The 20,236-nt window shown below is 48.2% G+C and carries 17 protein-coding genes; 6 read left to right on the forward strand and 11 right to left on the reverse strand.

The window, feature by feature from the left end; translation table 11 throughout:
- Positions 1–44: 44 nt before the first annotated feature.
- Positions 45–1,865 carry a PAS domain-containing sensor histidine kinase gene (locus QQK89_RS09620; RefSeq protein WP_284238327.1) on the reverse strand — a complete coding sequence of 607 codons (1,821 nt, stop codon included), beginning with the start codon at positions 1,863–1,865 and terminating at the stop codon, positions 45–47.
- A 172-nt stretch (positions 1,866–2,037) separates the two neighbouring features.
- Here QQK89_RS09620 and QQK89_RS09625 point away from each other — a divergent pair, with 172 nt between their 5' ends.
- From QQK89_RS09625 to QQK89_RS09645, 5 genes are all read left to right on the forward strand, one after another.
- Positions 2,038–3,018, forward strand: a complete 981-nt coding sequence (locus QQK89_RS09625; protein WP_284238328.1) for a substrate-binding domain-containing protein — start codon at positions 2,038–2,040, stop codon at positions 3,016–3,018.
- Entirely contained in the window at positions 3,015–4,484 is a 1,470-nt protein-coding gene (locus QQK89_RS09630; protein ID WP_284238329.1) for a sensor histidine kinase, read from the forward strand. The genes QQK89_RS09625 and QQK89_RS09630 overlap by 4 nt, the downstream gene beginning before the upstream one ends.
- Positions 4,459–5,817 (forward strand): AraC family transcriptional regulator, encoded by a 1,359-nt coding sequence (locus tag QQK89_RS09635; protein ID WP_284238330.1) that lies wholly within the window; start codon positions 4,459–4,461, stop codon positions 5,815–5,817. Before QQK89_RS09630 ends, QQK89_RS09635 begins: the two co-directional genes overlap by 26 nt.
- A gap of 231 nt (positions 5,818–6,048) precedes the next feature.
- Positions 6,049–7,425: a sugar porter family MFS transporter gene (locus QQK89_RS09640; protein ID WP_284238331.1), complete on the forward strand. Its 1,377-nt coding sequence runs from the start codon at positions 6,049–6,051 to the stop codon at positions 7,423–7,425.
- Positions 7,426–7,685: 260 nt separating this feature from the next.
- Entirely contained in the window at positions 7,686–7,895 is a 210-nt protein-coding gene (locus QQK89_RS09645; RefSeq protein WP_284238332.1) for an H-type small acid-soluble spore protein, read from the forward strand.
- Between the two features lie 51 nt (positions 7,896–7,946).
- Here QQK89_RS09645 and QQK89_RS09650 read toward each other — a convergent pair whose 3' ends face one another.
- The 3 genes from QQK89_RS09650 to QQK89_RS09660 all read right to left on the reverse strand — a co-directional run bounded on the left by QQK89_RS09650 (position 7,947) and on the right by QQK89_RS09660 (position 12,435).
- Positions 7,947–9,644: an AraC family transcriptional regulator gene (locus QQK89_RS09650; RefSeq protein ID WP_284238333.1), complete on the reverse strand. Its 1,698-nt coding sequence runs from the start codon at positions 9,642–9,644 to the stop codon at positions 7,947–7,949.
- 101 nt (positions 9,645–9,745) lie between these two features.
- Positions 9,746–10,765 carry an ABC transporter substrate-binding protein gene (locus tag QQK89_RS09655; RefSeq protein ID WP_284238334.1) on the reverse strand — a complete coding sequence of 340 codons (1,020 nt, stop codon included), beginning with the start codon at positions 10,763–10,765 and terminating at the stop codon, positions 9,746–9,748.
- Between the two features lie 257 nt (positions 10,766–11,022).
- Entirely contained in the window at positions 11,023–12,435 is a 1,413-nt protein-coding gene (locus QQK89_RS09660; protein ID WP_284238335.1) for a glycoside hydrolase family 32 protein, read from the reverse strand.
- Positions 12,436–12,654: 219 nt separating this feature from the next.
- Between QQK89_RS09660 and QQK89_RS09665 the strand changes: the two genes are divergently transcribed.
- Positions 12,655–13,059: a hypothetical protein gene (locus QQK89_RS09665; protein ID WP_284238336.1), complete on the forward strand. Its 405-nt coding sequence runs from the start codon at positions 12,655–12,657 to the stop codon at positions 13,057–13,059.
- Positions 13,060–13,113: 54 nt separating this feature from the next.
- Here the strand turns inward: QQK89_RS09665 and QQK89_RS09670 are convergent, their stop codons facing one another.
- From QQK89_RS09670 to QQK89_RS09700, 7 genes are all read right to left on the reverse strand, one after another.
- A complete protein-coding gene (locus QQK89_RS09670) occupies positions 13,114–13,833 on the reverse strand; it encodes a rhomboid family intramembrane serine protease (protein ID WP_284238337.1) in 720 nt (239 codons plus the stop codon).
- 186 nt (positions 13,834–14,019) lie between these two features.
- The gene (locus QQK89_RS09675; RefSeq protein ID WP_284238338.1) at positions 14,020–14,394 is read right to left on the reverse strand and encodes a hypothetical protein; all 375 of its coding nucleotides are present in this window, start codon (positions 14,392–14,394) and stop codon (positions 14,020–14,022) included.
- A gap of 18 nt (positions 14,395–14,412) precedes the next feature.
- On the reverse strand, positions 14,413–14,895 hold the full coding sequence (locus tag QQK89_RS09680) for an AAA family ATPase (protein ID WP_284238339.1): 483 nt from the start codon (positions 14,893–14,895) through the stop codon (positions 14,413–14,415).
- Between the two features lie 20 nt (positions 14,896–14,915).
- Entirely contained in the window at positions 14,916–15,743 is an 828-nt protein-coding gene (locus QQK89_RS09685) for an inositol monophosphatase family protein (protein WP_349816723.1), read from the reverse strand.
- Entirely contained in the window at positions 15,743–16,585 is an 843-nt protein-coding gene (locus tag QQK89_RS09690) for an AraC family transcriptional regulator (protein WP_284238340.1), read from the reverse strand. Before QQK89_RS09690 ends, QQK89_RS09685 begins: the two co-directional genes overlap by 1 nt.
- A gap of 65 nt (positions 16,586–16,650) precedes the next feature.
- Positions 16,651–18,498 (reverse strand): family 43 glycosylhydrolase, encoded by a 1,848-nt coding sequence (locus QQK89_RS09695; protein WP_284238341.1) that lies wholly within the window; start codon positions 18,496–18,498, stop codon positions 16,651–16,653.
- A gap of 243 nt (positions 18,499–18,741) precedes the next feature.
- The gene (locus QQK89_RS09700; RefSeq protein WP_284238342.1) at positions 18,742–20,145 is read right to left on the reverse strand and encodes a glycoside hydrolase family 32 protein; all 1,404 of its coding nucleotides are present in this window, start codon (positions 20,143–20,145) and stop codon (positions 18,742–18,744) included.
- Positions 20,146–20,236 lie beyond the last annotated feature (91 nt).

The following is a 20,236-nucleotide window of genomic DNA, read 5'->3' on the forward strand; positions in this document are numbered from 1 at the left end:
AAAAGAGGCTGAGCGTTCAACGACGCCCAGCCTTCTTATTTCATTCATTGTTCCTCCATATTAAGCGGTAGAATAATCTCGATGGTCGTCCCTTCGTCAGGAACGCTCGAAATATTCATCAGCCCTTGATGGGCTTCGATAATGCGGGAGCTTATCATTAAACCAAGCCCCGTACCCTTCTCTTTGGTCGTAATAAACGGCTGTCCGATCTGACGGATAATCTCATCGGGAATACCCATTCCTTCATCGCGAACCGTAAGCCGCACCCGCTTCTCATCCGGTTCCATAGCCGCCGATATCGTAATTTGTCCCCCTAATGGCATCGCTTCGATCGCGTTTTTAATAATATTGATAAACACCTGCTTCAGCTGATTCTCGTCGCAATAGATGGAAGGTATGCAATTCTCGAATTCCGTGCGGATCGATACATTCATCAAGATGGCTTGCGTCTCCAGAATGGAGATAACCGCATGCAAGATATGATCCAGTCTGCGCGTGCTGAATTTAGAGAAATGCGGCTTCGCGAGCGTCATAAACTCGTTCACGATAAAATTAATCCGGTCGAGCTCGTTCGTCATAATATCGTAATAGAACGAATTCCCCTCCGCCTTGGACTTCAGCAATTGGGTGAACCCTTTAAGCGCGGTTAACGGATTGCGGATTTCATGGGCTACCCCTGCCGCCAGCTGGCCAATCACCGACAGCTTCTCCGACCGGACAAGCATCTCTTCCGACCGTTTGCGGTCCGTCAAATCGCGAATAACGGTCAGAATAACCATTTTGCCCCGGTAATTATGAATCCGAATGCTCGACATTTCAACGTCAATGGTCTGCCCATCCTTGCATAACAGCTTATTTTCGATAAAATTCGTTGGGTCATCGGTATGTATAACGGTATTTAACACATCGGTAAGATCACGGCTGTAAGCAGGATCCACGTAATCAAAAATAGGTCTTCCGACCATCTCGGTGTCATCCGCGGCGCCGATCAGCTTAACCGCTAATTTGTTGGCATAAACGATTTCGCCGTTATCGATCAGAACGATCGGCTCGGGAAGGAATTTGATAATCCGCTGATACATATTGGCGCTGTCGCGCAAGGACCGTTCTTTCTCCTTCTTGATCGTAATGTCTTGAACGGTGCCAAGCAGCGCTGGTTTGCCGTGGAAGGAGATGAGGCAGGAATTGCCTTCGAGGTGAACGGGAGAACCGTCCTTCTTCACTCCCGTAACATTGAAATGATAATAGTTCTGCTTCTGTTCGATTAACGTCTTCTCTGCTTCACGCGTAACGGCCACCAGCTCGCTTGGCATCATCAATTGACCTAGTTCAACTTGCAGCAGCTCATCGTTCGAATACCCGTATAGCTCAGACAAATAGGGATTGGCATATAAAATGCGCCCTTGCTGTCCCACAAATACACCGGCTAGGGCACTATCCGCCAAATGGCTGTACAAGCTTTCCGCTTCAAATAAAGAAGCTTCCATCTTGATCCGGTCCGAAATATCCCGCTCGATGCTAACGAGTCCGATAATAAATCCATTCTCATCCTTCAGAGCAGCCAGTGTAATGCTGACATAAACAAGAGTCCCGTCCTTGCGAAGCTTAAACGTTTCGTGTCCTTGCAAAGATTCTCCGTTCAGTGCTCTTTCGATCATCAGTTTTCGCTCATACAGCAGATGTACCGGCGTAAAACAACATGGATTGCCGACAAGCTCGTCCCTCGTCCATCCATGAAGCGCTTCGAAGCCCGGATTTACGTCCAACACATTATCGTCCAAATCTATGACTGCAATCCCGTCGGGGATATGATTCCATATCGATTCCATAAAGGAATGATTCATGATATGACCATGCTTGTCCATTCGAATTTTTCCACCTTTTCGAAGTCAAAGTGATCGCTACTTCTTTCAATTCCACAAATTGAGGGAATCCCCTGCTAACATGAACGTTGAAATTACATTAATTTTGGGTTTATTGACCCTTCATGTATAATGTGGCTATTATTCAGACACCTGAGGAGAACGTACGAAACGAATGACTAACCGGACAAAATGGAACATTGTCGTCCTTCTATTGCTCATTGTATTTGGCTATGTGCTGGTTCAATTTTATCTGTCAACCCAGCGGATCAGGGGGCTTGTGACCCCGCTTGAAGCAAGCCATGAGGAACGCGCCAACCGGCAGATTGCCTTAATCTCGCAGGAGCTCGACAATCCGTTCTGGCGCTCTGTCGAGCAAGGCGCGCTTGAAGCGGCCGCGAATTACCGGATGGAGCTGCAATATATGGGGCCATTCCGCATCGATGCCGATGAACAGATGAAACTATTGGAGAAAGCGATTGCCTCTAAGATGGATGCTATCATTTTGCAGGGTATTGGAACGGAAGAGGACCGATTATTAATTGAAAAAGCAGATTTGCTTGGCATACCGGTCATTACGGTCGATACAGACGAACCGGGCAGCAAACGCATCGCTTATGTAGGCACCAACAACGCATTAGCCGGACAAGAGATGGGACGCCTTGTGGCAAAAGGGGATCAAGACCGGCGCGGAGTCATTGGCGTACTGGTCGGCAGCCTGGACGCAGCCAATCAACGACTTCGACTAGAGGGCTTCAAATCTGTCATAAACACCTACAAAGGTCTGCGCATTGCCGATGTTCGGGCTTCGAACATATCCCGCCTGCAAGCGGCACAACAAACCGAAGAAATGCTAAGGGAGCATCCGGACATTACGACGCTCGTTGGTTTCAGTTCCCTAGACGGCATTGGCATGGCTGAAGCGGTTGCGCGTTTGAAACCAGGCCAAGTGAGCATTTATGCTTTTGATGATCTGGAAGATACGTTAACGGCTATCGGGAACAAGCAGATCCAGTCCTCGATCGTACAGCAGCCCTACCAGATGGGTTATCAAGCAATGTCCCTCTTGAATGGCTATTTCGCAGGGAAATCCGCGGCTCCCAAGCAGTATACTCCGATTTCCGTTCTAACGGAGAAGGAGGTGCTTGCAAGATGACGCTGCGCAAAAAGCTGCTTCTATTTATTCCGCTGCTCGTTTTGCTTACGAACGGCGTTACTTTTTTCCTCTTCGAAAGTTCAAAAACCGTCCAACACAGCTATAATACGATGATGGACCGCATGCTGCTCTATACGCAATCGGCGCAAACCGCCGAAGATTATGTGAGAGCGCTGTATACCTATTTGCTTAATCCTGAGGATAGCAGGCGCCTAGCGCTTCACCGGCAACAAGAATCTCTTGCTCTCATTCAGGGAAGGCTGGAGACGCAACAGACCGAAACGGCGATTGCCGGCGTATTGCAAGGATATATTCATATGCTCGGCACGCTTGCGGAACAAACGCAATCGGCCGAAAAGGCCAAGACTCAAAACGATGCGCTTGCTTATTACGAGAATGCGGAGCAGACGAGCTCATTTATCCGCGAGGAAGAACGCCGTCTCATTGACCTGGAACTTAGCGCCTACGAGCCGGTATACCGAAGCATCCAGTTGGAAATTGTACAAATGGATTGGCTTGGCCCTGCTGTATTTATGATTAATACCTTGCTCAGTATCGTGCTTGCCTTATGGATTTCTAGAAGCATTACGGAACCGGTAGACCGGCTGGTGCTTACGGCGCGGCAGTTGTCCAAAGGACAGCTCGATACGGCGTATCTTCCGGAACGAACCAACGATGAGCTTGGCATCTTATCCGAATCGTTCCGGCTTATGATCCAGGATTTGAACGAATTTATGGTTAAAGACAAAGAACATCACGAGTCGGAGCGTTTGATCAAGGAGCTTGAACTGCAAGCACTTCAAAGCCAGATCAATCCTCATTTCTTGTTCAATACGCTTAACGTATTGTCCAAGCTGGCCCTCCTGGAAGGAGCGGATCAGACCAGCGATCTGATCGTGTCGATGTCCAAGCTGATCCGTTATAACCTAAGTCAGTTGGACAGACCCGTCACGCTTGGAGATGAATTGAAGCATGTCCGGGAATATTTTACGATTCAGCAAGCCCGATTCCGTAACCGCGTGGAAATCCGGCAGCAGATCGACGATTCCGTGCTTGGGATTCTCATTCCCGCATTAACGATTCAACCGCTTGTGGAAAATGCCTATGTCCATGGCGTGGAACGCATGGAGTCCGGCGGAGTGATCGAGCTTCTCGTGGAGCAGGCGGGAGATGGCGCGAGGATTAAGATAACGGATAACGGCGCTGGCATGACTGCTGCGCAGCGCGATGCTCTGCTTGCTCTGCAAGAACCGCCGCAGCCTTCCTCGCTTAAGAAAAATTCGATGGGCTTTGGTACCCGAAACGTAATCAAAAGACTGAGGTTATTTTATAACCGGCAGGATATTGTTCGAATAGAAAGCGAGCCGGAACGGGGAACGACTGTCATTCTTCTTGTGCCGAAGCTTTCAGACCATGACAAGAAAGGAGGTACAGCTGCCGATGTACCGTTTATTGATCGCCGATGACGAAGCGCTTGAGCGCGAAGGGCTTGAGCATCTAATCCACCGCATGCTGCCGGGGATGTTCCAGATCGCGCATGCGGATAATGGCCGGCGGGCTATTGAACAAGCCGAGGAATTCCGCCCCAATATCATTATGATGGATATTAATATGCCCGGCATTCAAGGTTTGCAGGCGATCCGGGAAATTAAATCTTTTTTGCCGGACACCAAATTTATTCTGGTTACGGCCTATGACTTTTTTGCCTATGCCAAAGAGGCCATTTCGCTTGGGGTAAAGGAATATATCGTCAAGCCCGCCGGACGCGAATTGATCGCTTCTACCCTGACTCAGCTTATTGAAGAGCTGGAACGAGAGAAATCCAAACGGACCGAGGATCTTCATCTTCGGGATAAAGTGTCCCAGCTGCAGCCGCTTGTAGAGAATGAGCTGTCCCTCCTGTTCATGGTCGATCAGGTGCTGGATGCGGATGAAGCGCAGTTATCCGATTGGCTGGACTTCCCGCTGAATGAAGGCTGTGCGGTTGTTGTCGCTTTCCCCAAGCAGATCTACACGCTGGATAAGAAAAAGCTGTACGAAACGTTCCGCAGCTATGCCAAAACGTATGGCATCTCCTGTATTGTCAGCTCTTTAATTGACTTGCACATGGCGATCTTTGTACGACATGAACAGGCGGATTCGTTCTCGAAAGAGACCGTGAAGCAATTCGGAGAAAAGCTGTGCAGTCTGGCGAAGCGGCAATTTCAGCTTCCGATTACCGTCGGAATCGGATCCGTTCAGACTGGCGGGAATGGTTGGCGCAAGTCGTATTTCGAAGCGGTGTTTGCTTCGGATGCGGATCGGCATGCCGGAGAAGTTTGCGATTTCGAGGACGTGCTCAAAGGGGCCGGCTCGGACGCTGCGGACAGAACATTGCCCGTCGGCGCTAGTGACTCCCTTCATGCGGATGACCATGATGGGCGATCCTACGTCCTCTCCGCCTTGCAGCGGATCCGGGAGCAGCGCGAGCAGCAGACGATCAACGTAATGGACAAAGCCAAACAATATATCGAGCAGCATTTTACGGAAGACTTGTCTCTTGAGGAGACGGCCGAACATGTTCATCTGAATCCTCACTATTTCAGCAAAGTGTTCAAGCAGCAGGTTGGGGCTACGTTTATCGACTATTTGACGGGACTTCGGATCGATAAAGCCAAGCAACTGATTGCTTCTGCCGATGAACTTGCGCTCAAAGAAGTTTGCTTCGAGGTTGGTTACAAAGACCCCAACTACTTCAGCAGAGTGTTCAAGCGGGTAACCGGCGTCACGCCAACCGAATTCCGCAGTCAAGCGAAATGAATAGGATATACAGGGAGTTCATGCCAGTTGCGCATGGACTTTTTTGTTTTGGCATATCAATAAAATGCTACTTGTCCCTTTTGTGCGGTAAAGCACGCTCCCCCCGCGCCCAAACAACACAAATTAGTGCTGTCGAATAGCGACATTAGGCTGTAGGTCCGATGCTATAATGAGATTCGCTTCACATCAGCCAATTATTCAATAGTCACACGGAAGGGGAATAAAAATAAAATGAGCAACTTAACTGCGAATGCCGGCGGCAAAAGCATGAAGTTTGTTACGCTCGTTTCGATGATCGCCGCGCTTGGCGGATTATTGTTCGGTTTCGATACAGCCGTTGTATCCGGCGCCATCGGGTTTATGCAAGACAAGTTTGATTTGAATGAAGTCGAGGTCGGCTGGGCCGTATCTTCGCTTATTATTGGATGTATTGTTGGTGCCGCTTTCTCCGGGGTTATGAGTGACCGCTTCGGACGCAAAAAAGTACTTATCGTTGCAGCAGCCCTGTTCGTCATCGGTTCGATCGGCTCTGCTATTCCAGATACATTCTCGATGTACATCGTCGCCCGCATGATCGGCGGTCTCGGCATCGGGATTACTTCTACGCTGTGCCCGCTGTATAACGCGGAGATTGCTCCTGCCAAATACCGCGGCCGTCTCGTTGCGTTGAACCAATTCGCTACCGTAACAGGTATCTTCCTGGTTTACTTCGTTAACTCCGGCATTGCCGGTTATGGCGACGACGCATGGGATATTGCCAATGCTTGGCGCTGGATGTTTGGCGTAGGCGTTGTGCCTGGCGTTATCTTCTTCGTTCTGCTGTTCCTTGTTCCCGAGAGCCCAAGATGGCTGATCAAACAAGGCAAGTCCGAGCAAGCACTTAACATTTTGCTTCGCATCCACGGAGAAGAAGAAGCGCGGAAAGAAGTTCTGGATATTAAAGCTTCGTTTGCCGAGGAAAAAGGCAGCAAATTGAAAGACATGTTCCGTCCGGGCATTCGTCTTGCTCTGATCGTTGGCGTAGTCCTTGCTATTCTGCAGCAAGTAACAGGTATTAACGCGGTTATGTATTACGCACCGGAAATCTTCAAATCAATGGGCGCCGGTACGGATTCTTCCCTTGTTCAAACGATTCTGGTTGGTCTCGTTAACTTCCTGTTCACGATTCTTGCCATCTGGCTGATCGATAAAGTCGGCCGTAAAGTTCTTTTGCTTGTAGGTTCGTCGGTTATGACCGTATGTCTTGCCGTGATTGGCTTTGCGTTCCATACCGGCCACACGACAGGTTCGCTTATCCTTGTCTTTATCCTGATCTACGTAGCGGCATTCGCCGTATCGCTTGGTCCGGTTGTATGGGTTGTTCTTAGCGAAATCTTCCCGAACCGCGTGCGCGGCCGCGCTACGGCTATCGCGTCGATGGCGCTGTGGATCGCGGACTACGTCGTGTCGCAATCGTTCCCTCCAATGCTGGAATCCGCGGGTCCCGCTTCAACGTTCTGGATCTTCGGCGTTATGGCGCTGATTACGTTCGTGTTTACGATGCGTGTCGTGCCGGAGACGAAAGGCAAGTCGCTTGAGGAAATCGAGGCGTCCTGGAGCGGAAAGTAAGATGGAGAGTAAGGTATCGCTCAAGAGGACGGGGTATCTCCTTACGCCGCGGTTGCCATTGTGAATTTTCGATTACATTCTATAAGGTTTAATTCACAAGTGGCAAAGGCGGGCGCTTCGCTCTTCAGGAGATACCCCTTTCCTCAACCGATTACCTTGTTATAAATACCGAAAGAGCTGGTCGATTCATTTCGCCCAGCTTTTTTTCACGGATAAACGGCATGGACTTATGCAAATACTTTACGAGAGGTGATGACATCGTGGAAGTCAACAGAGCGAAGGAGATCGCCGAATCTCCGGATATACAGGTCATATCGTATTTGGGTATTCCAGTGTTTATCGAATCGGTTAACATGGAAGCCGGCACGGCAATCATTCATACGCTGGACAGTCCAGACGAGGAGCAATCCGTGCCGCTCGACGTCCTGGAAGAAGAATTTAATGACGAGGTCGATCTACCGTTTATTTAGAAACTCTCCCGCAATAAGATGGCAGCTGATCCATGATCAACTGCCATCTTATTAATGTTCAAGGACACGGTTCTCGATTAGCTCCTGCAAATGCTCTAACTGGCGAATGCGAGATATTGCGTCGGATAAATTCCACTTGCTTTCCTCTACCACGAAAGCTTGACCGCTCAACACAGCCGGAATGTTTCGCCACAGTTCGCTGTGGAGCATCTGCTCCGTCGTATCGCGAGATGATACGTTCACTGGCATAGGAAGAAATATAATATCGCCTGCATACTTTGCGATGTCTTCCGGATTAATCATCAAGTACGCCTCATCGCTTTCAATCAGCTCCTGAATCTGGCCGGTAACAGCCATTGTGTCCACGTTATACAGCAATTCGGACAACCCAAGTTTCCCCATCACAAACCATTTGTGCCCGCGATGGCAGATGAATACGGATACCCTTCGGTTAGTTGAAATTTGTTGTTTCCAAATGAGACTAGCATGCTCAAGACGTTGCTTATAAGTAGCTATATAGCGGACTACTTCCTTCTCCTTGTCCAGCCATTTGCCCAATCTATGAAGTCTCTGAATAAGCGAATCATAGGAATTATAGACAAGGGTAGGCGCGATCGCACTGATATCCCCGTAAATTCTCTCATCCATATTCGAAATAATGATTAAATCAGGCTCTAACATCCTCGCTTTGCCCAGTCGGAACGGGATTCCGATATCCTCGATCTCTGCCAAGCCGTTTTCTTCTTCCGCAAGCCAAGAGCTATCGAGTTCGTACAAGTTGCTCCCGACAGGTCTGACGCCAAGCGCCAACAGATCTCCAAGCACTTCGCCGAAATATACAATTCGGCGTGGCCGAATAGGGATTCGAACCTCATGTCCCGCATCGTCCGTAACCAGCTTGCTTCCGCTCATGGACTCCGCATATTGTCTCGGCGCAAGTCCCGTATGTTGGCGAAAACGACGGCTGAAATAATATTCATCCTCGAAGCCAACCTTGCGGGCAATCTCGCGCAAAGGGTCTCCGGTCGTCAGAAGAAGCTTTTTCGCCTGTTTGATCCGAATTTGATTTAAATACTCAAGAGGCGCAAATCCCGTCAGCTGCTTGACCATCGAAGCATATTGTCCCGGCTGCGCGCCGGATTGCTCGGCCAACTGTTTAATGCTAAGCGGATGCATGTAATGCTCCTCCATAAAGGAGACGGAACGCTCGGCCGACGGCAGCGATCCGCTTGCCGCGCTATCAGCGTTATGCTGCAGCAGCATGCCCATCAATTCCATGAACAACATCCGGCGGCGGTGCATCTTATTGCCTGCGCCCATTCCATGGACCGAATCGCTTTCCTCGTTCCCGGAATTATTCGTCAATTGCTCGGCCAACTTGACCGCGCGCGTATACGGGAACAGCCTCCAATTATAATGAATGGGTTGCAACGGTATACAGAGTGCTTTTTCGGTTTCCACATTCCATATTTTGAACGACATGGAGTAAATCTCAACCTGGCTGCCTGAATAATTGCTAATATACCATCGCTGCCCTGGCGGTATCATGTAACAACTCTGCTCCAGGGCAGGAATTAACACATCGCTCGCATACACACTGCAGTCCCCGGCTGTAACCAGAAGCAGTGTGTAGCTCGAAACACTTTGCTCCTCTGTCACTTCGCCTTCTTGAATCAGCCATCGGCGTGCTTCCAGCATATGATACAACAAGGAATCAAGCGTCTCCCATTCTGCCCTTGAATGATCCATTCGCCGTCCTCCTCCTCGCTTTGCAACAAAATTGTTATCATTGTAGACGATCGAAAGCCGCTTATCAATAATGATAAGCGGCTTTACTTGCCTTCCCAGGATCATTCCGACTTCAGAAGCGCCTTCGGCAATTGATCAAGCAACCAGTCGCGCGACATCGCATCGCTATACGCTTCCAGCAAGCCAAACGTGTATACTTTACCGTTTTTGACGGCATCTAGTCCGTTCCATACTTTGCTTTTCTTCAATTCTTCCGTATCGCTAACCGCTTCCGCATCAACGGGCGTAAGCAGGAATATATAATCGCCAGCATACTCCGAAAGCTTCTCTAAGCTAATTTCAACGAATCCTTGCCCGGCATCCAAAGCCTCTTGTACCAAAGGCGTTGGCTTCATTCCCCCTTCGTCGTACAGGATTTGGGACAAACCTGTATTGGCCATCGCAAACAACCGGTCACCCGGATACATGGTGAATACCGTAGCGGTCACGTTTTCGCCGATTCCGCCATCCCTGATCGCCTTCCACATCGCCGCTTCCTTCGCATGATAACTTTCCAGCCATTGCCCCGCTTCCTCTTGTTTCCCGAGAAGCTGTCCCAGCTTGGTCAAGCGCTCGTCGAGCGAACCAAACGTATCAAAAGTAACGGTTGGCGCTACCTTGGAAATTTGCACATATTGCTCTTCGTCCGCATTGCCGAATATGATAAGATCGGGAGTTAAATCAAGCGCCTTTTCAACATTGAACGGGAATCCTATGTCCTGTGCATCTTTAAAATGCTCTTTACTCAACGTACCGTCAACAGAGCTCTGCATGATCCCCACCGGATTAACGCCAAGCGCCGCAAGATCGCCCGTTGTCTCCCCATGGAAAATGATCCGTTTGGGCAACGTCGGCACTTCGACCGAATGGCCTGTCCAGTCTTGGAACAATTGAGTCGCTGCTGCCGGTTCCGCGTCTCCGCTGTCCGGCTCCACGGTCTCTACCCCCGAATTATTTCCCGTTTTCTCAGCTTCTTTCGCTTGATCCGCCGTGTTATTTGCTTGCTCTCCGCAAGCGGACAACGCGCCCATCGTGAGCATAGTCGCGATTAGGAGCGACATCCATTTTCCTGCCTTCTTCATTCTATTGCCCTCCACCAGTCTTTTCGATTGTACTAGAGATAATGATAATCATTATCTATTAATGTAATATACGAAAATCCAGATGTCGACTCAATGGACAAATAAAAATGATCATGTTTTTTTGTCCATTCTTTCACATCGCAAGTTGCAATGGCTGTTTCTAGCCCGGCAAGCCGCCGTGCTAAGGTTCTTTTCTAATCTGACAGTGCAAAAAGGACAGCCGCACATGGCTGTCCTTTTTACTATTTTTTGATTTCTTATTCCTCGCGGATATCGGCTGCCTTCATTTCCCACGCTTGCATGCTGGAGATAACCGCTTCGCTTAAGCTAGTCTGAAGCGCAAGACCGTTGCTTTCCTCCAGGGTAGGATATACCCGTGCGGTTAAGCAGGTCTCGTCATTCACAAACACCTCAATCATAGACTGGTCCGCAAAAATCCGAAGCTTCACCGGTTCAGATCCTTCTGCCTGCGGCAAGTTCCCTTCAACAGGGGTTTTATTAACATCGGGGAACAAACTCGAGCTTGAACGGTCAATCGTAACCTTATTGGACACGAGATCGAGGCGCACATCGGTATGCTCCCGGCCGCATGGCGAAGCAAATAAAGACACGATGATAGCTTGAACGCCAAGCGCGTCTCTATCCATTTCCAACAAACATTCGAACGAGGTGGAATGGAGGTCTGTATCCACCTTAGTTGAAGAAACTCGTAATTGTTGGAACATATGATGGCTGCCTCTTAGTCTCTCGATCTCTGGAACCGGCGACATGGCGATAGCGCCATTAGGCTTAAGTTGCACGACTCGAGGCAATGCCAATGCTCCCGCCCAATCCAAATTCACGAGAAAATCCTTCCCTCTTGCTTCTTCAGGGCTCCATCCGAGCAGAATGCGGCGGCCGGCTTCATCAACAAAACCAGTCGAAGCATAATAACCTTGCATACCGCCAAAGTCGACGGTGCCATGCATTTGTACATCAGTCAGCTTATCTCCATTGATCGTCCCGGTCATATAACGAACCTGTCCGCTTGGCGAGTAGAATAATACGGCCTTATCTTCTTCAAAGCGGAACAAATGCGGGCATTCCCATATATGCTCCTCGCCTTGATGGAAAACACCAATAAAACTCCAGTTCTCCAAATCTTCGGATTTATAGATCATCGCCACGCCTTTGCCCTCGTAGATGCCGCCAAGGATCATACGCCAGCCGTCGGTTTCTTTCCATACATAAGGGTCGCGCCAATCCTGCACATAAGTCTCCCCATGCAAATTCAGAGTTAACACAGGATTGATATCCGGTTTATGCCAGGAACGCAAATCTCGACCGCTGCTGTGAGCCATCCACTGCTCCGCCCCCGTAGTCGCGTTCCGATCTCCTTCGCCAATGCTGGTATAGAACAACTTCACCTCATCGCCATCCACAACTGCGCATCCGGAATAACAATGAATTTCACCACGCTCATGAGAAGGCGCAAGTCCATACGGCAAATGTGTCCAGTTCACTAGATCACGACTTACCGCGTGTCCCCAATGGATATCTCCCCACTCCGGTTTAGACGGATTATGCTGGTAAAACAAATGATATTCGCCATTTAATTGAAACGGGCCGTTCGGGTCATTCATCCAATTGCGGGGTGCCGTAAAATGATACCTTGGTCTGTAGCGATCCATGTTCATCTCTCCTATTCGGATTGAATATCCATTTCATCAGTTATTTATATAACAAATATATACGACATATTAAATAAGTCAATAATTTCAGCCCCATGCATTCATCCTTCTTATTACTTTCTTAGTGACTAAAAAAAGACCCTACTAACGAACAGTATTATATATAGCCCAAATGCAGCAGCTAATTAAACTAACCCCTTTACTAGGAGGGAAAAATCTATGACCATCCAACTCGCTGAACGAATAAATCACTCTGTTCAAAACAATCACAATATAATTTCTATAATGGCCGAAATGATCGAAACAATGGAAAATGACGCCAAACTCAAGAGAGAAATTCTCTTTAAAGTTGACGAGATCAGTATGGAGATTTCCAAGAAAGATAAACTCTGTTATGACGTCGTGAACGCTACGCGTAATAACGGAGATTATCACAAAGCTAAGATCGTATGGGAACAATTCAGAAATAGAGTTGAACTGGCCCTTGGAGAGCTCAATCAACGAATTCAATGGACAAGATATCCCGACGAGTGGAGCGAAACCTATGAACTCCTAAAGCGTCGAGCAGCTTTATATGATGATGAAGTGGAAAGACTAGAGCAGCAAGAATTACTAAACGTATAATTATTGCAACACAAAACAGCCGAGCTATAATGCCGGCTGTTTTGTGTTATGATCTCAAATTCCCTTTTCCGTTGGACGGCAAGGCGTGGAAGCCCGCTTCAACAATGGCAGCACGGCTAGCGCCAACATACTCCCTACCAAGATAGATACTCCATGGATATCGTGCAAACCGAGCAAGACAAGTGCGCCGAGAAGCGTTCCCCAACTGCCTATAAGATCAAGCAGCCTCTCCGAACCTTTGGAACGCTGTACAATTATAAAGAGAAGGATGACCCCTCCATACAACGCCGCTATTATGGCCATCCCACCTATCGCCCCGCTTATCATGCCCAAGACGATAAATATGCTCATTTTCCTGACCAATGGGTTCACATCAGCTTTCCGCTTGAGAATACACACGACTAGACCACCAAGCAAACCGCAAAATCCGACGGATGCACCAGCTCCATTCGGGTCCCACGAAGCGTAACCGGCAATTTCTCCCGCCACTCCGCTTATTGCATACAACACCACCAATAGCCGCCAACCGAAGTTTTTTTCCACCGAAGCACCAAGGAAAGCCAAACACGCCATGTTGAAAATGTATTGACCAAATCCATCAGAATGAACAAGAAGCGGGGTAAAGATCCGCCACCATTCACCCGACTCCAATGCCGCTGGATTGCGTCGAAACGCGCTTAGAACCTCAGGGTAGATAAATTGCAACAAAGTGAAGATCGATGTGATTGCGATCACTGCAACAGTAACCGGAAAGGCAAGACTAAATTTCTTCATTTGCTTCCCTCCTTGATTCGGCATGCATGATGCCCTCATCGCACGTTATACCCATAAAATACCACTTTAAATAGTCACTGGTCAGTAACGGCTATCACGAAAATGGAATGACAAATGTCACACCTTTTAAACAAATCCGGCACGTGATGAGTTCCCCTAGGAACTTACCATGTGCCGGATTTACAACTAAGGAAGGAATTTATCATCGTGAAGAAATTGATTAAGCTCACTCAAATGATCTGTTCGAAATATTTCTTTCTCGGTGCCAATAACAATATACACCGGCATTTCATGTATATTTAATTTTTGTAACTCAACTTCATTTGGGGATCCGTTTAGATAAGAACCGGCTATTTTTTCAATATTCTCGTCAAACACTTGTTGAAATTCAAGCTCTTGTTCTTCATTGGTTCCTAATGCAACTAAATAGTATTTACCTTCTTCTGTAGAGTACATGGACGAAAGGTTTACAGGCGACGGTGAAGGTTTTGGTTCATTACTTGATTTACAGCCCGATAAAATCATTATTAATATAAGACTCAATAAATAATAGCTTTTCATTTAGCCCCCCTCATATCGCTAGTGTTTATTTGCTTCGCATAAACGAATGATCTCGTCCACTACATGCTCGAGAGGCGCGGTAGCATCGATAATTACTCCGTGACTCGGAATATCTTCTTTTGTTTGGTGCAATCGCGCAATAAGATCCCGTTCTGCTTTCTTACCGCCCCATTCATCTGCCGGTCGCTCTTCTAGCCGCCGGATCAAAGTATCAGGATCGACCTCGAGGACAAATACATCGTCAAACAGATCTATGAATTTCGAAAAGTTTCTAGAACCGCCGCAAAAATACGTTATGGCCTCATCCTTGTTGGCGACCAAAACTTTTACTTTATCTACATTCCAAATATGATGTTCATGCGAGACGCCTTCCATCGGTGTACCCGTCATAGGATCGCCTTGATAAGCCAATTCACGGTCACCATGAATGGCATGGTAGCCGCGGCGCTGCAATTCATCGCAGACTGAAGTTTTGCCGGTGCCCGAAACGCCTTCAATCAAATAATTTCTAATGCCGATGACTAGTCCCTCCCTTCCATTGATGGTAATGCTTGCTCCACCAATTCCATTAACGAAGCTTTATGATCAGGATGACATGCAATTATATAAGGCTCAGGATTCATGCCTTCGAATTTTGCACCTCTATAATCTATGACGTCAGCTCCCGCCTCTGCCGCAATTAATAGGCCCGAATAGAGATCGTCGCCTTCGGAATTAAAGAGGACAATGCCATCCAAATCGCCGCGAGCCAACATGCACCAAAGAAGCGATGGCGCCCAAAGCCGCAATACTCGTTTGCATTCCTGATCCAGCTTATGCTTTAAGCTCATCGCATTGGCATCTTTTTGAACCTGATGCCCCTGTATCCAACCAATGGTCATTTTATGAATCGGCTTAACGGGATTGTTAACGATCGATAACGGTTTACCGTTACAAGTCGTCCCTTTATCTTTCTGCGCAACGTAAATATCGCCTAAATGCGAATCATAGATGACGCCAAGAACGGGTTCTTTCTTATAAATCAGGGTAACGGATACCCCGTATACGGGAAGACCTATAGCGTAGTTATTTGTTCCGTCCAACGGGTCCACTAACCATAACCAATCTCCCTCTTCGCCAGACCATCCCGTTTCTTCGCTTCTAATTTGATCATTTGGAAAATGGTCGGAAATGGCTTTCAAGATGATTTCTTCTGCCAGGTGATCCACAATGGTGACAAGGTCGCCATCATCGCCTTTCTCAACAATTTGCTTGTCTTTAGAAAAATAATCCTTGGCTAGTTTCCCTGCCGTTATTGCAGCATTCGTGGCTACTTCCTTTGCTAGTTCGATTTTGTCCTTCAGAATCATCACTTCTCGTTTCTCCATTCCAGGGGCGTTTTGCCTACATGTTTGATGAATAGCGCAAAGAAGCGGCTTGAAGATGTGAATCCGACTTCGGAGGCAATAAATTCAACGGGTTTGTCGGTGAGACGCAGTAGTCGCTTGGCTTCGTTCAAGCGAACGGTGATAATATATTGCTTTGGCGATACGCCTACGCGCTTCGTAAATTTTTTACGGAAAATGCTCTCGGAATGGAAGCGTCGCGCCGCCAAATCAGCAATCTTCAATGAAGTAAAATAGGTCATATGAATTTCTTTCAATACGTCTTGAATCATGAGTTCATCGCTGTCTTCGCTTTCATTAGCCTGTTCCGAAGGTGCTGGAGCATTCGCAAGGTATGTAAGCAGTATGGCTTCGAGCGCATTGCGGATCAGATCCTGCGAATAAGCATTTTCATTCATCCGTTCACTTACGCATTCTTCTTCCACCTGCTGCATCGCTGCCTTCACTCTTTCAAAATGTGTCCCGTTCAACCGCGATATTAGCATCTGATTAGGATGCTGCCTATAGGCCTGTTGAAGCAAATGTTGGCAGTAGGATGGAATACTCTGAGAATTGTAATGGATCGAAATCCCCTCCCACGCTTTCAAACACACGAAACCGTGGAGGATGTCAGGGGGGATGAGGAGCAGATCACCCGCCCTAACTTGGACATTTTGATCATTTGATGAATAATAGCCTTCTCCCTCAAGTATAAGCGTAATCTCGTCCGTGCCGTGGGAGTGTGCGCGAAACAAGCCCGTTCCCTGATCTCCCGTAAACGCATGAGGGGCAAAATGCTCGATGTTGTCCACAAATTCGTATCTCATCGGGGTCCCATGCCTTTGCAAAATAATTTCCCTCATTGTAATGGAAAGCGTATGCGTTTACAACTTCAATCCAAACGATATAACACCCACAGCTGCGCTACTCCGCCGGGGATTTCATTCCAAGTACCTACACCCGCCCCGTTGTTAATACTTGCTCCGCCTATATCTAGCGCTTTCCCCGTCTGCACGTTAATCAAATTGCAGTAGCCGTTGCCGGTATCTATCACTTTCCATTTTTGCGTATCTAGGCCTTGGTTCTCGGATATGCCCACTCTTCCCCATGATTCCGCAGGATTCAGAACGGTCAACGCTTTGCCGGAGTTCGGGTTAATCAACGTATAGGATCCATCCCCGTTTCCGACGAATTTCCAACGCTGCGCGGCCGTTCCATTAGCGTCGTCCCACATCTGGGTCAACGTTCCGTCCGTTATGCCTGCATCCGTTACTCCCAGCGCCTTGCCGCCATTAGGGTTAATTAGCTTATATTCGGCTCCATCCTTGACCGAGAACGCGTTGCTGCCGGCTAGCTCAATATAGTCCAATTCGATCGCATGTTTGCCTTTCGTAAATTCGATCACGTTGTTGTAGCCTTTATTCAGCATAACTTGTATCGTAGCAGTCGCATATTGGTTGCTGCCAGTATGAGGGAAGGCCATCAATCCGGCAGGTTTCCCATTTACCGATACATTCTCATAGGCATCCGGACCTGCGACGCTCGAATATCGAACGTTTAACGTGTAGCTGCCTTCCTCCGGCACAATGACATCTTTGATCGTCAAGGTACTATTACTATTATTGAGTCGCACGATTTTTTTGCCGGATGCTCCTTGATTCTCTTTTATATTCGCTTTGACAGCTACTCCGTGCTCAGCTTCAATCCGATAATCAGCGGATGGAACGGCAAGAGGACCGTTCGTCGGAACCCCAAAGTTCGGGGAACCATCGTCATTCCAAGTAAAAGGCTGTACTCGCGTTGGCCTTGGGCCACATCCTTGACCGGGTCCGCTGTTGCCATGGTATACGATCAAATCCTGCGTGCCGTCTTTGGACTTAACGAAGGAGTTGTGTCCCGGTGCAAAAACGCCATTTTCCGGCGATTTGGCGAATACCGGCTGCTCGCTCTTCGTCCACGAAGCGGGATTCAGTAAGTCGCTAGTATCGTCAGCGGTCAGAATGCCTAATGAATAATCATCTTCCCAGCAAGCACTCGCGGAATAAACAAGAAATATTTTCCCGTTTCTTTCCAAAATGACAGCGCCTTCGTTAACAGGCATGCCTTTCTGTTCCCAACTGTATTCCGGCTTCGTCAGAATTACATTGTCTCCGTCCAGCGTCCATGCATTCGACATTGGCGCAATGGCAATCGCGCTGCCGTGGCTGCCCGTCCAATCCCCATATGCCGCATAGAGGAAGTACATCTGGCCATTATGGTCGAATACCGTGCCATCCAATCCCGGATATTGCGTATTCAGCTTGCCTTTGTCTGTCCAATCTCCCTGCAAAGGATCCGCGGAGTCGTTCTCCAGGACGTATATCCCCCTGCACTCATCGCCGCAGCCCGTGTTCGCCGTATAGTAGATATACCATTTGCCGCCGATGTTGTGGATTTCAGGGGCCCAAATATCTTTTAACCCGGAAGGAGCTTCCCACACCGTTTTTCGTTCTCCCAAATCCATGGCTGTCAGCGATCTCGATTTCCAAATATCCAGTCTGTTGCCTAAAGTGTGGGTAAAATAATAATATCCATCCGAATGCAGCATGACATAGGGATCCGCTCCGGTCGTGTTGATCGGATTCGAGTAATTTAATGTGGATGCGGCTGAAGAACCTTGTGCCCCAAACGAAGTCAGAGTAAGCATGAATAGAAGAACAAGTGCTGTTAATTTAAAGCTAAATGCTTTAACAACATGCATTGTTCCGTCACCTCCAGTGTTGTAAAAATAGTTTTTTTTTCTGATCGCGATCAGACAATCACAATTATAGAGCGTTAACGGCTTCGAATGTTCCCGAAAGCGGCTGCTTCGCGCAATCAAACAAGTTATAAAAAAACCGGATTCGACGGTCAAAATCGCGCTTTTAGGATCTTGAACACGTTTACCTTCTTAAAATAGCCAAGGACAGCCGAAATCGGCTGTCCTTGACTCGTTCATGCATAATTATTCCTCGCGGATGTCCGCGGCTTTCATTTCCCAAATCTGAATACTGGAGACGACGGATTTATCGTTGCCCGAACGAAGCTGAATACCGTTGCTGTCCTCTAACGTAGGATACACTCTTGTTGTAAGGCAAGTTTCATCATCTACAAATACTTCAACGATGGATTGGTCCACGAATATACGCAGCTTGATGAAATCTGTACCGTCAGCAACCGGCAGCTCGCCGGTAATTGCCGTTTTATGTACCTTAGGAAGCAGGCTCGAATTTGAACGATCGATGGATATCGTATTCGCGGCCAGATCCAAGACGACATCCGTATGCTCTTTGCCGCAAGCTGACGCGAATACGGAAATAGTCAGATCTGTTGATGCAATCGCTTGTCTGTCGATTTCGAGCAGGCATTCGAAGGAGGTCGACCCTACTCCCGTATTCCATGCAGATTGATTGACCGTAACGTTAGCGAAGCTATAGTTCTCGCCTCTAAGCGATTCCAATGCGGGAACCGGAGTCATCGATAGCGCGCCGTTTGGCTTCAAATCTACCACCCTCGGCAAAGCCAATGCCCCAGCCCAATCCAAGTTTACCGGGAACTCTTCGCCTCTGCTGCCTTCCGGAATCCAGCCATGCACGATGCGGCGTCCAGCTTCATCTACAAAACCTGTCGAAGCGTAATACCCTTCCCATCCTCCAAAGTCGACGGTGCCGTGTTGTTGCACGTCAACCAGTTGATCTCCGTTGATCGTACCGGACAGATAACGAACTGGACCGCTTGGAGAGTAGAATAATACCGCTTTGTCTCCAAACCGGAACAGATGCGGACATTCCCAGATCCATTCCTCGCCTTTATAAAAGATCCCCTTGAAGCTCCATTGCTCCAAGTTATCGGAATGGTAGATGAAGGCGCAGCCTTTTTCCTCATGAATACCGCCAAGGATCATCCGCCAACCGTCTTCCGTCTTCCATACGTAAGGATCCCTCCAGTCACGGATTTGAAGATCCCCATGCAATTCCAAGGTCAACACCGGATTAATAGCCGGCTTCTGCCATGTGCGCATATCCGTTCCGCGAGCCATCCACTGTTGTGCGCCAGTAGCCGCATTCCGCTCGCCTTCGCCAATACTCGTATAGAACAAAGTGACTTCCTCGCCGTCCACGACCGAACAGCCCGAGAAACAATGCGACTCGCCAAGCTCATAAGACGGAGCCATCCCATATGGCAAGTGAGTCCAGTTCACCAGATCCTTGCTTATGGCATGGCCCCAATGAATGTCGCCCCACTCGGGCTTCGACGGGTTATGCTGGTAAAACAAATGATATTCTCCATTTAGCTGAAAAGGGCCATTCGGGTCATTCATCCAATTGCGAGGTGCCGTAAAATGATACCTAGGTCTATAACGGTCCATGTGATCTCTCCCCAGTCCGATCATTTAGAAAAATTGATAGTAATAATACACTCCCCAATATATACGTTATGTTAAATATGTCAATAAACTT

It is taken from the genome of Paenibacillus glycanilyticus, assembly GCF_030161375.1.
GTDB classification, from domain to species: Bacteria; Bacillota; Bacilli; order Paenibacillales; family Paenibacillaceae; genus Pristimantibacillus; species Pristimantibacillus glycanilyticus_B.